Source organism: Thalassococcus sp. (genome assembly GCF_982780845.1).
In genome coordinates this window covers 175396-188750 of record NZ_CEYADA010000004.1, presented here as the reverse complement: position 1 = coordinate 188750, position 13355 = coordinate 175396, and the positions used below count along the sequence as shown (strand labels likewise).

Annotated in this window: 19 protein-coding genes; all 19 read left to right on the top strand. The window is 57.8% G+C overall.

The features are described 5' to 3' along the window. Window positions 1-34: 34 nt before the first annotated feature. The 19 genes from AC4FIA_RS06465 to AC4FIA_RS06375 all read left to right on the top strand — a co-directional run bounded on the left by AC4FIA_RS06465 (window position 35) and on the right by AC4FIA_RS06375 (window position 13352). Window positions 35-1087 carry a hemin-degrading factor gene (locus AC4FIA_RS06465; protein ID WP_490365161.1) on the top strand — a complete coding sequence of 351 codons (1053 nt, stop codon included), beginning with the start codon at window positions 35-37 and terminating at the stop codon, window positions 1085-1087. Further along, window positions 1084-1965 (top strand): heme/hemin ABC transporter substrate-binding protein, encoded by an 882-nt coding sequence (locus AC4FIA_RS06460; protein ID WP_490365160.1) that lies wholly within the window; start codon window positions 1084-1086, stop codon window positions 1963-1965. Before AC4FIA_RS06465 ends, AC4FIA_RS06460 begins: the two co-directional genes overlap by 4 nt. Before the next feature lie 3 nt (window positions 1966-1968). After that, on the top strand, window positions 1969-3036 hold the full coding sequence (locus AC4FIA_RS06455; RefSeq protein WP_490365159.1) for a FecCD family ABC transporter permease: 1068 nt from the start codon (window positions 1969-1971) through the stop codon (window positions 3034-3036). Further along, complete coding sequence (locus tag AC4FIA_RS06450; RefSeq protein ID WP_490365158.1) at window positions 3033-3815, top strand: heme ABC transporter ATP-binding protein; 783 nt, start codon at window positions 3033-3035, stop codon at window positions 3813-3815. The genes AC4FIA_RS06455 and AC4FIA_RS06450 overlap by 4 nt, the downstream gene beginning before the upstream one ends. Before the next feature lie 24 nt (window positions 3816-3839). Further along, window positions 3840-4166 carry a heme-degrading protein HmuQ gene (gene hmuQ, locus AC4FIA_RS06445; RefSeq protein ID WP_490365157.1) on the top strand — a complete coding sequence of 109 codons (327 nt, stop codon included), beginning with the start codon at window positions 3840-3842 and terminating at the stop codon, window positions 4164-4166. Window positions 4167-4385: 219 nt separating this feature from the next. Continuing rightward, window positions 4386-4559, top strand: coding sequence for a hypothetical protein (locus AC4FIA_RS06440; RefSeq protein WP_287474968.1), 174 nt, complete (start codon window positions 4386-4388; stop codon window positions 4557-4559). Beyond that, entirely contained in the window at window positions 4559-4723 is a 165-nt protein-coding gene (gene hemP, locus AC4FIA_RS06435) for a hemin uptake protein HemP (protein ID WP_103910310.1), read from the top strand. The genes AC4FIA_RS06440 and hemP overlap by 1 nt, the downstream gene beginning before the upstream one ends. A gap of 5 nt (window positions 4724-4728) precedes the next feature. Next, window positions 4729-5202: a hypothetical protein gene (locus tag AC4FIA_RS06430; RefSeq protein WP_490365156.1), complete on the top strand. Its 474-nt coding sequence runs from the start codon at window positions 4729-4731 to the stop codon at window positions 5200-5202. 36 nt (window positions 5203-5238) lie between these two features. Then, window positions 5239-5499 (top strand): DUF1289 domain-containing protein, encoded by a 261-nt coding sequence (locus AC4FIA_RS06425; protein ID WP_490365155.1) that lies wholly within the window; start codon window positions 5239-5241, stop codon window positions 5497-5499. A gap of 29 nt (window positions 5500-5528) precedes the next feature. After that, on the top strand, window positions 5529-5951 hold the full coding sequence (locus tag AC4FIA_RS06420) for a hypothetical protein (RefSeq protein WP_490365154.1): 423 nt from the start codon (window positions 5529-5531) through the stop codon (window positions 5949-5951). 102 nt (window positions 5952-6053) lie between these two features. Further along, window positions 6054-6524: a Dps family protein gene (locus AC4FIA_RS06415; protein WP_490365153.1), complete on the top strand. Its 471-nt coding sequence runs from the start codon at window positions 6054-6056 to the stop codon at window positions 6522-6524. Window positions 6525-6680: 156 nt separating this feature from the next. Further along, a complete protein-coding gene (locus tag AC4FIA_RS06410) occupies window positions 6681-7112 on the top strand; it encodes a hypothetical protein (RefSeq protein ID WP_490365152.1) in 432 nt (143 codons plus the stop codon). Continuing rightward, window positions 7109-7759, top strand: a complete 651-nt coding sequence (locus AC4FIA_RS06405) for a MotA/TolQ/ExbB proton channel family protein (protein ID WP_490365151.1) — start codon at window positions 7109-7111, stop codon at window positions 7757-7759. Before AC4FIA_RS06410 ends, AC4FIA_RS06405 begins: the two co-directional genes overlap by 4 nt. Beyond that, window positions 7752-8132 (top strand): biopolymer transporter ExbD, encoded by a 381-nt coding sequence (locus AC4FIA_RS06400; protein ID WP_490365150.1) that lies wholly within the window; start codon window positions 7752-7754, stop codon window positions 8130-8132. Before AC4FIA_RS06405 ends, AC4FIA_RS06400 begins: the two co-directional genes overlap by 8 nt. Next, a complete protein-coding gene (locus AC4FIA_RS06395; RefSeq protein WP_490365149.1) occupies window positions 8129-8512 on the top strand; it encodes an ExbD/TolR family protein in 384 nt (127 codons plus the stop codon). Before AC4FIA_RS06400 ends, AC4FIA_RS06395 begins: the two co-directional genes overlap by 4 nt. Continuing rightward, window positions 8512-9366, top strand: coding sequence for a cell envelope integrity protein TolA (gene tolA / locus AC4FIA_RS06390; RefSeq protein ID WP_490365148.1), 855 nt, complete (start codon window positions 8512-8514; stop codon window positions 9364-9366). The genes AC4FIA_RS06395 and tolA overlap by 1 nt, the downstream gene beginning before the upstream one ends. Before the next feature lie 132 nt (window positions 9367-9498). Beyond that, window positions 9499-10761, top strand: a complete 1263-nt coding sequence (locus AC4FIA_RS06385; RefSeq protein WP_490365147.1) for an imelysin family protein — start codon at window positions 9499-9501, stop codon at window positions 10759-10761. A 51-nt stretch (window positions 10762-10812) separates the two neighbouring features. Next, window positions 10813-12369: a di-heme oxidoreductase family protein gene (locus tag AC4FIA_RS06380; RefSeq protein WP_490365146.1), complete on the top strand. Its 1557-nt coding sequence runs from the start codon at window positions 10813-10815 to the stop codon at window positions 12367-12369. Then, complete coding sequence (locus AC4FIA_RS06375; protein WP_490365145.1) at window positions 12366-13352, top strand: imelysin family protein; 987 nt, start codon at window positions 12366-12368, stop codon at window positions 13350-13352. Before AC4FIA_RS06380 ends, AC4FIA_RS06375 begins: the two co-directional genes overlap by 4 nt. The last annotated feature ends 3 nt before the right edge of the window (window positions 13353-13355 follow it).

Here is a 13355-nt window from a genome sequence, read left to right as displayed (position 1 = left end):
CTATCGGATCTCATTCGACTTCCGAGGACGCTTTATGAACAAGCCAACCACCTTTTCTCCTTCCGAAATCCGTGCATTTACTGCCGAGAATACGAAACTGCGCGCCCGCGATGCCGCCGACAAACTTGGCATCACAGAGGCGCAACTGGTCGCTTCATCCGTGGGTCAAACCGCGACCAGAATCACGTCTCATCCCGACTTCATCATCCCCGCTGCCGAAACACTGGGCGATGTGATGGCCCTCACGCGGGTCGAAGCCTGCGTGCACGAAAAGGTCGGCACCTACGGGAATTACCACAGTGGCGACCATGCCTCGATGACGCTGACCGAAAGCATCGATCTGCGGATTTTCCCGTCGCATTGGGTGCATGCGTTTGCTGTCGAAACACCGTCAGAAAACGGACCGCGTCGTTCTTTGCAGATTTTTGATGCAGCCGGAGACGCGGTTCACAAAATCCACCTTCGCGCCGCATCGAACCACGATCAGTGGGAAAAGATCGTCGCAGACCTGAAATCCGACGATCAGACGGACACGATTGCGCTGGACACGCGCAAACCGACAGAGCCCGCGAAATCGCGCTTGGACAAGCTGGACGTTATGCGCGACGAATGGTCGAAGATGACCGACACGCATCAATTCATGCGTCTATGCGCGAAACTGAAAATGAACCGTCTTGGCGCCTACCGGATCGTTGGCGCGCCTTTTGTGCGTCAACTGAACCCGTCTGCCGCTGACGCCATGCTTCACGCCGTCCAAGCCGCAGGGATAGAAGTGATGATATTTGTCGGCAACCGCGGCTGCATCCAGATTCACACAGGCCCCGTCAAAACCCTGCGCCCCATGGGGCCTTGGCAGAACGTGATGGACCCCGGCTTTAACCTGCATTTGCGGTTGGACAAAGTGGCCGAGGTTTGGGCCGTTGAAAAACCGACGCAACGGGGACCAGCCGTTTCTGTCGAAGCATTCGACGCCGAGGGCGGCTTGATCTTCCAAGTGTTCGGCGTCGGAAAAGAAGGCCGCGATTCACGTGCCGCATGGGGTGAAATCGTCTCGAACCTGCCTTCTGCGGAAGAGGTGCTGGCATGATCACGATCGCACGAAAAAACAGACTGCTTCTGGCGGCTGCCACCTTGCTTTTCGGGTCACTGACCGCGTTTGAAGCCAATGCCACTGACGCCAAGGCAGATGTTCTTGCCCTTGGCGGGTCGGTGACAGAAATCGTGGTGGCACTGGGCCAACAGCATCGCCTTCTGGCCCGCGACACGACCTCGACCTATCCACCCGAAATCACTGCCCTGCCCGATGTGGGTTACATCCGTGCGCTGTCACCCGAAGGCGTGCTGTCTGTTGGGCCAAGTCTGATCATTTCCGAAGATGATGCCGGCCCGCCCGAAACCGTTGAGATCATCAAAGAGGCTGACGTGACCTTTGTTCAGGTGCCGGATGCGCTGACGACAGAGGGCATCTTGGACAAGATCACGATTATTGGCGACGCGCTGGGCGTTCCGCACGTCGCAGCTGTTCTTGCCGAAGATGTGCAGGCAAAGATGACCGCCGCAATTGCAGATGCCAACCGCCCTGAGGCCAGCAAGAAACGTGTGATGTTTGTGTTGTCCACGCAAGGTGGCAAAATCAATGCGTCCGGGACAGGTACAGCTGCGGATGCCATTATCCGCATGGCGGGCGGCGTGAATGCTGTGACCGAATACGAAGGCTACAAGCAGATCACAGACGAAGCCGTTGGCCTTGCAGTCCCGGATGTCATTCTGATGATGGATCGCGGTGATCACGGTGCAGCCAATGACGAATTGTTCGCGATGCCATCGATCCAACTGACACCAGCGGCGCGCACACAATCGGTGGTCCGGTTAAACGGCCTACTGATGTTGGGCTTCGGCCCGCGCACGGCCGAGGCAATCCGCGCGTTGAACGCAGCGCTATACACCAGCAACGACGGAGCATAACGCATGACCGCTTTGTCCGACGTCATTGCCACCCCCAAAGATCGCGTGCACCGTGCGCGGTCACTTCATTGGGTGCTTGCGTTGCTACTGGGACTGGCCGCGCTGGCCAGTCTTGAGGTCGGGGCCACTGACGTTTCCCTGTCTGCGCTGTTGCTTAAACTCGTCCAAGGACAAGAGCTGAGCCATATCGAACAAATCGTTCTTTACGATATCCGCCTGCCCCGTCTGGCGATGGGTGTCGTCGTCGGATCGGCGCTGGCGGTCTCTGGTGCAACCATGCAGGGCCTGTTCAGAAATCCACTGGCAGATCCCGGCATCGTTGGTGTCGGGGCTGGCGCTGGGCTTGGTGCGATTTTGTCGATCGTGCTGGGCGCCCTGCTGCCTGCTTCGATCTTGGCAGTAGCGGGTAACCATTTGACCTCACTTGCCGCCTTTCTGGGGGGCTGGGGATCAACGCTGATCCTTTACCGCGTTTCAACACGCCATGGCAGGACGTCGGTTGCGACAATGCTACTGGCGGGCATTGCGCTGGGGTCTTTGGCGGGGGCCGTGTCAGGTATTCTGGTGTATATGGCCGACGACCAGCAACTGCGTGATCTGACATTCTGGGGGATGGGTTCATTGGCTGGCGCCAGTTGGACCAAGGTTTTTGCCGCAGCCCCGTTGATCCTACTCTCAGTCGGCACAGCCTTGTGCCTCGGGCGCGGATTGAACGGCCTTGCGCTGGGCGAAGCGACGGCGGCGCATATCGGGATCGATGTGCAGAAAATGAAATCCATCGCGATCCTCGCGGTCGCTGGTGCAACCGGTGCGGCCGTGGCCGTATCTGGCGGGATCGGTTTTATCGGCATCGTCGTGCCCCACGTGCTGCGCCTTGCGTCAGGTCCCGATCACAGAACGCTGCTGTTGAACTCGGCGCTTTTGGGGGCAACGCTGCTGATCTTGGCCGATGTGATTGCCCGCGTCATCATCGCGCCCGCCGAACTGCCAATCGGGATCGTCACCGCAGTCCTAGGCGCGCCGGTGTTCTTGTGGATCCTTTTGAAACGGCGGGGTCTGGTTGAGCTATGACATTCCAAGCCGGAAACATCCGCGTTTCATACGGGAAAACCCAAGTGTTAAAGGACGTCAGCCTGACGGCTGATGCTGGCCAAGTCACGGCTATTGTCGGCCCCAACGGATCGGGCAAATCCACACTATTGGGCGCAATGACAGCTTCGCTTCCCTACACTGGACGGGTGTCGATCAACAGCACCAACATCAAGGCGCTGAAACCCTGGGAACTGGCGTCGCAACGTGCTGTTCTTCCTCAGGCGTCGCGACTGGCCTTTCCCTTTACCGTGATCGAAGTGGTACGGATCGGGCATCAGGCGGGCAGTTCGGGGGATGATCCGGACGTCCCGATGAAGGCGCTCGCGCGTGTCGGGATGGCGCATTACGCCAATCGCACATTTCAGGAACTCTCTGGTGGCGAGGCACAGCGTGTCATGCTGGCCCGTGTGCTGGCTCAGGTCTGGGTGCCCGTTCTGAACGGCCAGCCACGCTGGCTCTTGCTGGATGAACCCGTCTCTAGTCTGGACATTGCGCATCAGCTGCAAGTCATGGAAATCGCGCGGGATTTCGCAAATGCAGGCGGAGGTGTCATCGCTGTTATGCATGACCTGAACCTAACCGCGCTTTTCGCAGATCGCGTGGCCGCCCTGTCTGATGGCCAGAACATTGCCGAAGGCCCCACGACGGACGTTCTGAACGACGAAACCCTGTCACGCGCCTATGGTTGCACGCTGCGTGTGTCGGCGCTTCCATCAACCAAGGCACCTTTCATCCTGCCCCATACGGCAACCGCATAAACACATCATCTCAAGGAGTTACCGATGTATCTTGCCATGAACCGCTTTACCGTTCCTCTGGAAAACGCGGCCGAATTCGAAGAACTTTGGCTGTCGCGCGAAAGCCGCCTGAACGAACTGGACGGCTTTGTCGCCTTTCATATGCTGAAAGGCCCTGAAGAGGACGGTAAGCTGCTTTATGCCTCGCACACCGTCTGGGAAACCGAGGACCACTTCCGTGATTGGACCAAAAGCGATGCGTTCCGCGCATCCCATGCCCGTGCGGGCCAAACACGCAAACTGCACGAAGGTGCGCCGCGGTTTGAAGGTTTCAAATCCATCCAGTCGATCGCGGCCCTACAACCTGCGTAAACAGCCGAAAACACCAATCATCATGGGGCCAAAGATCAATTCTTTGGCCCTTTTTCTTTTTCATGCTGCATTTCCATAATTTCCCGACAAATTAACTTGACTATTTTCATCGGAAACATTTACTCAAAGACAATACCCGACAAACATAGTCGGAAATAAAAACAACCAGTCCTAGCCACCATTGGAAGCCCGGATGTCGCAACCCAAGGAGATCACCGAATGACACCCGTGGTCGAACACACGTCCGAAGGCCCCTCAACCAGCCCGAACAGTTGGCGCGATTTGATCCAGTCAAACGCAGACGCCGCTGCCATCGAAGGCTTGGCACTTGAACAACTGATCGATTTCCAACGCGCATCCAAAGGCGCATTCGGTCAGGAGAAGAAATCATGATGGCTACCATGATCAAACCTCAGGAAAACCAACAGTCGACCAGCACCGCTGTGTATGACGCGCGCGACCTGATCACAGACGGCATCAAGGCAGAAATCCTGCTGGACGGCCAATCCTACACTCTGCGCATCACACGCGCTGGCAAGCTGATCCTGACAAAATGACCCAGATGTCTGCAATTCCTGGAAATGCGGTTGTCGGTCGCCTGACCGAGGTCGCACCGTGGGAAGCCGATCTGATCATGTCGATGCGGCTTTGGATGGAAAACGCGGACGGGCAACGCGATGTGTGGAACAGCTATGCCCGCTGCTACGGTTCGGCCGAAGGCCACGCCAAGATGCAACAGTTCGAAACCCTTCTGACCTGCCTGTGTTCACATGCGCGCCGTCCGCTGGTGCGCCACGGCCTTGGCTGTGACTGCATCGGTTCAGACGAAGCCGTTCTGCAAACACTTGTTCGCGAAGCGGCCCGTGGTGATCTTGCCGAGGCATCAATGATCGCAAGCCTTCTGGTGCCTGCGAGCCACGCCGAAATGGTCGCGATCTATGCGGCTCAGGTTGGCCAAGCGATGAAGGAAATGTCGCGCCACTACAAGGCCGCGAAAACCATCACCCCCGCAACCGACGATCGCGTTCTGCACTAATCCCAGCCGGGCTGTTTTGCCCTTAGCGAGGTTTCAATGTCCAAAGTTCCCAGCCCCTGCATCAGCGTCTGCAAGTTCAAGCGCGAAGGTCATTGTATTGGATGTTCCATGACCAAAGACCAAAAGGCGATTTCGAAAAAAATTAAGAAAAACAAACAACGCCTTGCCTTTCTTGAACTTGTGATCGCCCAGCAGGAAGTTATGGGCCGCTACAAACACTGGACCGCCGCTTTTGCGAAACGCGCAGCCAAAAAGAAATTCAAACTCTCGCTGATCGAAGGCAACAAAGCCGCCTAAAGCAAAGCCCCCCGACAAGGATCACCCCTATGCCCCGAACACTGCGCAGCACTCAGCAATCGGTACAACTGGACCAGACCAAACTGGCCCCTGTCAGCCCGTTGTTGGATCACCTGCGTCATGCGGCACGGGATGTTCGGTGCAAAAGTTATGTCGATCTGTTCGGGGCCTGCGCCGCGCTATCGGGCAATCACAACATCGCCTCGGCTGCAGCGGCCGATGTTTTGATGCGCTGCCTTTCCCAAGCTCTGGGTCGCCGTCCGGTTCTGTACCGTCGCGGCGAAAGTGAAATGTCGTTTGACGAGAAATGGCTTGTCGCTTTGGCCGATGCCTTACGCAACCAAGATCAGGCAAGCGCCACGTTTCTCCTTCACTCCCGCGTGCCGATCCACGCGCGCAGAAATGTGGTGTTCCTTCTGAACAATGTCGTTGATGGTTTTTATCGGAATTAGAAAGATTCTAAACTACCTTGTCGCCCTCCGACAAAGCTCCTACATTGTTGCTGCAAGCAAGCCATTCGCCAGCCAGCTAACCACACTTTGCAGGAGGCCAGGATGACCCAAACAGCACAATCCCTTTCCACAGACGCAACCACCCAGATCGCAGAAGCGCTGAACCAGTGTGTTGCGGAAACAGCCGTCACAACCATGCTCGCGCAGAATTTCCACTGGAACGTCACCGGCATGGCATTCGGACCGCTGCACGACCTATTCCAGAAAATCTACGAAGACCACTTCCTTGCCCAAGATGATCTCGCCGAGCGCATCAAAGCGCTGGACGCGCATGCGGAAGGCACCCTTGCGGGCATGCTGAAGCGCTCGAAAGTGGCCGAAGTCGACGGTGTTCCCGAAGACAAAGAAATGATCCGCCTGATGAAAGAGGCACAGGAAACGCTGGCCGAAACACTGGCAGGCGCTGGTGAGCTTGCGGCAGAACACGGCGACACCCTGACAGAAGACCTGTGCATCGCGCGCGGCCAGACCCACGAAAAATTCGCGTGGTTCCTGCGGTCGCATCTTCGTTAAGGCACCGGTTACGAAAACCCGCTGCACAACCCGATAAAATACAGAGTATTTTTATCAGGTATTGAATCCTGCTGCGCTGGATGGTAAATTTTCGCCATCCAGCTAAGCGACTCGCGTTCAGCCAGAAGACCGTAACGGAATTCACAGGCTTAACCGATGTTCGTACAATTCGGGCGCACCGCCCTGACCTTTGCGCTGTTTTCAATCGCGACACCAATAGTCGCTCAGGAAACGCAGCCTCCTCACATCTCGATCGAATTGAACGCGCTTGATCCCGTAGACGGCGCGTGCCGCATGAGCTTTGTCATCGAGAACGGGTTTGAAAGCGATATCGACAAGGCGGTGTACGAGGCCGTTTTGTTCGACACTGACGGACGCGTCGCGCAAATGACTCTGTTTGATTTCGGCACCCTGCCCGCAGCCCGCCCGCGCGTCCGGCAATTCGCTGTTCCCGGCCTGACCTGCGCGTCGGTCGCCAGACTTTTGATCAACGGCACCGAAACCTGCGAAGCGTCGACATTGCCTGAAGACGCCTGCGCACAGTCATTAAATCTGTCCAGCAGAACGACGGTTGAGGTCTCGGGATGATCAACCTTCTGTTCGAAAGCCTGCAAAATATTCTGGATCTGGGCGGGCCTGTTGTTTTGCTGATGATCGGCCTGTCCATTCTGGTGACGACCGTCAGCCTCTATAAATTCTGGCAATACGCCGCCAGTGGGGTTGGTCGCCACGCGCATTTGAAATCCGCCGTCGAGGCATGGGATGTTGGCGACCGAAGTACAGCGCAGGCCGCTTTGTCCGCCTCGAAAAGCTATCTGGCACCGGTCGTGCGTATGGCCATTGAAGGTCAGAAAGATACCCAGCGGCTTGAGGCGGAAAGCGAAACACGGTTTGCGAAACTGGAAAGCGGTTTCCGGCTGCTGGATTCCGTCGCGCAGCTAGCCCCGCTTTTGGGGCTGTTCGGCACCGTGCTTGGCATGATTTCGGCCTTTCAGGCGCTGCAAGAGGCCGGTTCTCAGGTCGACCCTTCTTTTCTGGCCGGCGGTATCTGGGTGGCGCTATTGACCACCGCTGTCGGTTTGGCCGTCGCCATGCCAACGGCGCTGATCCTAAGCTGGCTTGAGTCCAGAATGGATCGAGAACGGGTCTTTGCACAAAAGGCGCTGCAAACCATACTGTCGCCCGAAGGCACGGCACCAGCCCCCAACGTCGAATTGGCCCACGCGCATGCGTAGGCAACGGCTTAGACGGCGTCTGTCGATGACGTCCTTGATTGACGTGATCTTTCTGTTGTTGCTGTTTTTCATGCTGTCCTCGACCTTCAGTCGTTTCGCCGAGGTTGAGTTGGCCGCAGAAGGCAGCGGGCGGGCATCGCACCCGACCACACCTGCCTTTTTGTCCCTGAAACCGGAAAGCCTGAGCTTGAACGGTGTGGTGACCGATATCCAAGGCATCGGCCCTGCGCTGGCCACGTATCGATCCGAGGAAGAGGAACTCACCCTCGTAATTTCACTGAAAACAGGCGTAACGGCGCAGCGGCTTACTGACGTCTTGGCCACCCTGCGCCCGTTGCCATCCCTGCGTGTCATGGTCTTGGGGGCTTCATGAGACGCAGGGATGCCCGAAAAGAGCGTGAACCGACCATCGCGCTGATCAACATCGTGTTCCTGATGCTGATCTTCTTTCTGGTCGCTGGCACCATCGCGCCGCCGTTGGACACGGATTTGAACCTTGTGCGCACGGCGGACATAGACACCACCGCGCCGTCCGACGCGTTGGTCGTGCACGAAAACGGCGACATGACGCACAAAGACAAAGCTGTCACGTCTGCGGACGACTATATCGCCCCCCTCAAGGACGAGGCCCGCGCAACGGTGCGCATTATTCCTGACCGCAACCTGCCAGCCGAAACGCTCGTCCGGATCGGGCGCGAACTGCGCGCAGCGGGCGCCGGTCGCGTTCTGATCGTCACAGAAAGGGGGCTTTGATGGGCAAAGCAACCAAACTGGCCAAAGTCACAGCTTTGACCACCGCGCTTGCCGCCCACAGTGCCTTGGCGTTGGTGACGCTGCCCAAGGAACATGCGTCGACCGAAGGCTCTGGCGGGATGGCTGAAGTCAAGCTTGGAACAACGTTTGAGGATATGGTCACAGGTACGCTTACCGCCGATACCCCGACGCAAGCGCAATCAGTTGAACCCGACCGCACCGAAGCTGCGCCTGTGGAACCGACAGCACTGAGTGCCGCACAACAAACGATAGCGGCTCACAACACACCATTGACGGCCGCACCATCGCCGGACGCCGTACTTACTGCGCCCGCTTCGAAACAAACGCTGACCGCAACGGATGAAACAGTGGATCCGCCAGTCAAATCCGTTCGCCCGAAACAGCGCGAAACCCAGACAGCCAAAGCCGCAAAGCCGGTTCGCAAAACGCCCACAAACACGCCTAAGACCAAGGCCATTCCCACGCCGAAAGGCAACGCGCAGAAGGATGCGGTCGCTGGTAAGGCGTCAGGTTCGGACAAAGGAAAGGCCAAAAGCAGCGGCACCGGCACACAAAAATCCGCAGCCGGAAATGCAGCCCAAAGTAACTATAACGGCCTTGTCATGAACAGGATTGCGCGCGCCAAACGCAAAGAGGCCGATGCGCGCGGATCGGTGACAGTTTCGTTTAAAATCAACAATAAAGGCGGGTTGTCTTCGGTGTCGATTGTCAAAAAATCAGGCTCAGACGCACTGGATCGCGCAGCCGTCAAACAAATTCAAAGGGCGGCACCGTTTCCCAAACCGCCGGCCGGCGCGCGGCAGTCATTCACCATCGTGATCAAGGGTATCTGAAATATTTCCGATTGTTTTAATTGGGTATTGTAATTCCTGAGTAAATAAATCAGACAAACCTCATCGACCGCTGGATGATGCAGTTTTTTCTTACGCGTCCCAGCTAATAAGCCGGACGAAAGGGACTTCCTGATGACACGCCTATTTATGACCACTACCGCGATTGCCTTGGGCCTATCTGGCGCCGTACAGGCGCAATCTGCGACCGACGTTTTGAACACATATGCCGATATTGCGGCCGCAAAATACGAAGACAGCCTGATCGCCGCGCGCACATTGGATGCCGCCGTTGACGCGCTGATCGCAACGCCCTCGGCTGAAAACCTGCAGGCTGCCAAATCTGCTTGGCTTGCCGCGCGCGTTCCGTACCAACAGACCGAGGTTTTCCGTTTCGGCAACGCAATTGTTGACGATTGGGAAGGCAAGGTAAACGCGTGGCCGCTGGACGAAGGCCTGATCGATTATGTCGACACCGGCTATGGTGGTCCGACAGACGAAAACCAACTGGCCGCCCTGAACGTCGTCGCCAACCCGACATTTACCTTGTCCGGCACCGAGATCGACGCAACCAACATCACGCCCGCGCTGCTGGAAGAGCAACTGCACGAAGCTGATGGTGTCGAAGCGAACGTTGCGACCGGTTATCATGCGATTGAATTCCTGCTCTGGGGCCAAGACCTGAACGGCCATGGCGACGGTGCTGGTAACCGTTCGTGGACCGACTACGCCCAAGGCGACGACTGCACCAACGGCAACTGCGACCGCCGCGCCCAGTATCTAGCCGCTGCAACCGATCTGCTGGTGTCCGATCTGGAATGGATCGCAGGTCAGTGGACGACCGAAGGCGACGCGCGCACTGCACTGCTTGAAAACGAACAGGCCGGTCTGGCCGCGATGCTGACAGGCATGGGATCGCTGTCTTACGGAGAACAGGCTGGCGAACGTATGCGCCTTGGTCTGATGCTGAACGACCCCGAGGAAGAGCATGATTGCTTCTCGGACAACACGCACAACAGCCACTACTACGATGGCCTTGGCATCCAGAACGTCTATCTTGGCGAATACGTCCGCATCGACGGCACGCTGGTATCCGGCCCGTCGCTGAGCGATCTGGTCGCGGCCAAAGACAGCGCGCTTGACGCCGAAATGAAGACCAAGCTGTCCAACACCATGCTGGCGCTGGGACGCATCAAATCCGCAGCCGAGGCCGGTTTCTCGTATGACCAGATGCTGGAACGCGGCAACGCCGCTGGCGAAGCGCTGGTGATGGGTGGTGTAAACGGCCTGATCGACCAGACACAATCCATTGAACGCGTTGTCGCGACGCTGGAACTTGACCAGATCGAATTCGAAGGTTCTGACAGCCTCGACGATCCGTCGGCGGTTTTCCAATAAACCCCAATATGGGGGGCGCTTTCGGGCGTCCCCTTTACTCATAGGGTAGCCATGACTTTTCTTCGCCAATCCCTTTTGTCCGCAGCCACACTTCTGGCCCTAAGCCCGGTTGCCTTCGCCCAAGAAGGCGCTTCGACGCCATGGGCCGATCTGCGCGACATCCACTTGAACGTGACACCGCGCACGGATGCCGAAAAGGCCCGCATCGCAGCGGTTACAGCCCTGCCTACAGATTTTGGCAAACCCTGGCCGTTCGAGGAAAACAGCGGTGGTGCCCAGACGGTGCGTGCCCGTGGCATCGCCGACGCATTTTCCCAACCCGCCGCCAACCTGAGCTTTCAGCAAGAGCTTGATTTCAAGGTTGGCAACGGGATGTTCAAACGGCTTTGGGTATCGCCGCCAGCGTCCACCATTGCGTCTGATGGATTGGGCCCTTTGTACAACGCGCGATCCTGTCAGCGCTGCCATTTGAAAGACGGTCGCGGCCACACGCCCGAGGGGCCGGAAGACAGCGCCGTTTCCATGTTCCTTCGTATCTCGATCCCTGCCCCCAGCACGGATGAGATCACCCGCTATATCGATGGCACCCATCCAACTGCCCCCGATCCGGTCTATGGCACCCAGTTGCAAGACCTCAGCCTGCCCGGCCATGCCCCCGAAGCACGGATGCACATCACCTACGAGACGATCGAGATCCCCCTTTCCGGCGGAGAAACCGCCGAGCTTCGTAGCCCGACGTATAAAGCCGCCGATCTTGGCTATGGGCCGCTCCATCCCGATGCGATGCTGTCGCCCCGCGTTGCGCCCCAGATGATCGGCATGGGTTTGCTAGAAGCGATCCCCGCAGAAGACATCTTAAGCTGGGCAGATCCGGACGACCTGAATGGCGACGGGATTTCGGGCAATCCGCAAATCGTTTGGTCACGCCTTTACGATCAGCCGATGCTGGGCCGTTTCGGTTTCAAGGCGGGGATGCCTAATATGGTAGAACAAACCGCCAGCGCCTTTGCAGGCGACATCGGCATTTCCAGCCCTCTGTTCCCCGATGCGTTTGGTGAATGCACCGCGTCTCAGGTAGATTGCCTGTCTGCGGTTCACGGCGAAAATGCCGAACAAGACGGCTTTGAAATTGACCAGACCGGGCTGGATCTCGTGACCTTTTACAGCCGGTCGCTGGGCGTCCCTGCACGCCGCAACGTGGACGACCCCATTGTTTTGCAAGGCCGCGAAGTTTTTTTCGACAGTGGATGCGCAGCGTGCCATCGCCCCAATTACGTGACCCATCGTTTGGAGGATGGCAATGCTGCCAGTTTCCAGCTGATTTGGCCCTACACCGATCTTTTGCTGCATGACATGGGCGACGGATTGGCTGACAATCGCCCCGAAGGCCGTGCAAATGGTCGAGAATGGCGGACAGCACCGCTTTGGGGGATCGGGATGACTGAAACGGTTTCTGGTCACACACAGTTCCTGCACGATGGCCGCGCCCGTTCCTTGCTGGAAGCGATCCTTTGGCACGGCGGCGAGGCGCAAGCGTCCCGTGACCGCGTGGTCAATATGGACCCGCCCGACAGACATGCTCTGATCACCTATCTGGAGAGCCTATGAAAACCCCCATTGTCACTCTTTCGTTCTGCGCTCTGGCCCTGCCCGCAGTTGCGGATGTGAACGACGTTCTGGATCAGCACATCCTGCCGTATTTTCACGGCTTCGCCGTGGCGACCGACACTTTGGCCGCCCAAGCGTCAGAGACCTGCGAACCTGCGCTTTTGAAACCGGCCTATACCGACGCGTTCAATGCGTGGATGGCAATCGGCGATTTGCGTATCGGTCCGTCAGAGTCCGGTGCGCTATCGATTTATTTCTGGCCAGACAAACGCGGCTTCACGCCGCGCACACTGACGCGACTGATCGACGAAAAAGACCCCGTTGTTCAGGACGCCACAGCATATTCCGAGGTATCAATTGCCGCGCGTGGGTTCTTTGCGCTTGAACAGATGCTGTACGATCCGGCGTTCGCCGACTACGGCGCGGACAGCTATAGCTGCGCCCTGACGGCGGCGATCACAGCAGATTTGGCCGCGCAGGCCAAAACGTTGGTGAACGCTTGGGCCAAAGAATTTGCCGTGACAATCCGCACTGCAGGCCAGCCAGACAACGGTACCTATCTGTCCGAGGATGAAGCCCTGCGCGCCGTCTACACGCAAATCCTGTCCTCATTGGAATTCACAAGTGTTCAGCGCCTCGGCCAACCATTGGGAACCTTCGATCGCCCCCGCCCTGCCCGCGCCGAAGCGCGCCGGTCCGAGCGGAGCCTGAAAAACGTCTTGCTCGCCTCAGAGAGCGCATATGCCATGGCCGGACATCTGGCAGATTGGGAAATTCCCCACACCGACGCCGCCATGTCACGACTACGCGACGCCGCGACCCGTATCGAAGACCCCGCATTTCAGGACATCACGGATCCGTCCGCCCGCTTCCGGCTTGAAGCGCTGCAAATCGCTGTTCAGGACCTGAAAACTGCGATCGAGGGCGAAATCGGCGGGCGTCTGGGGATCGGTGCAGGTTTCAATTCGCAAGACGGGGACTAAGGC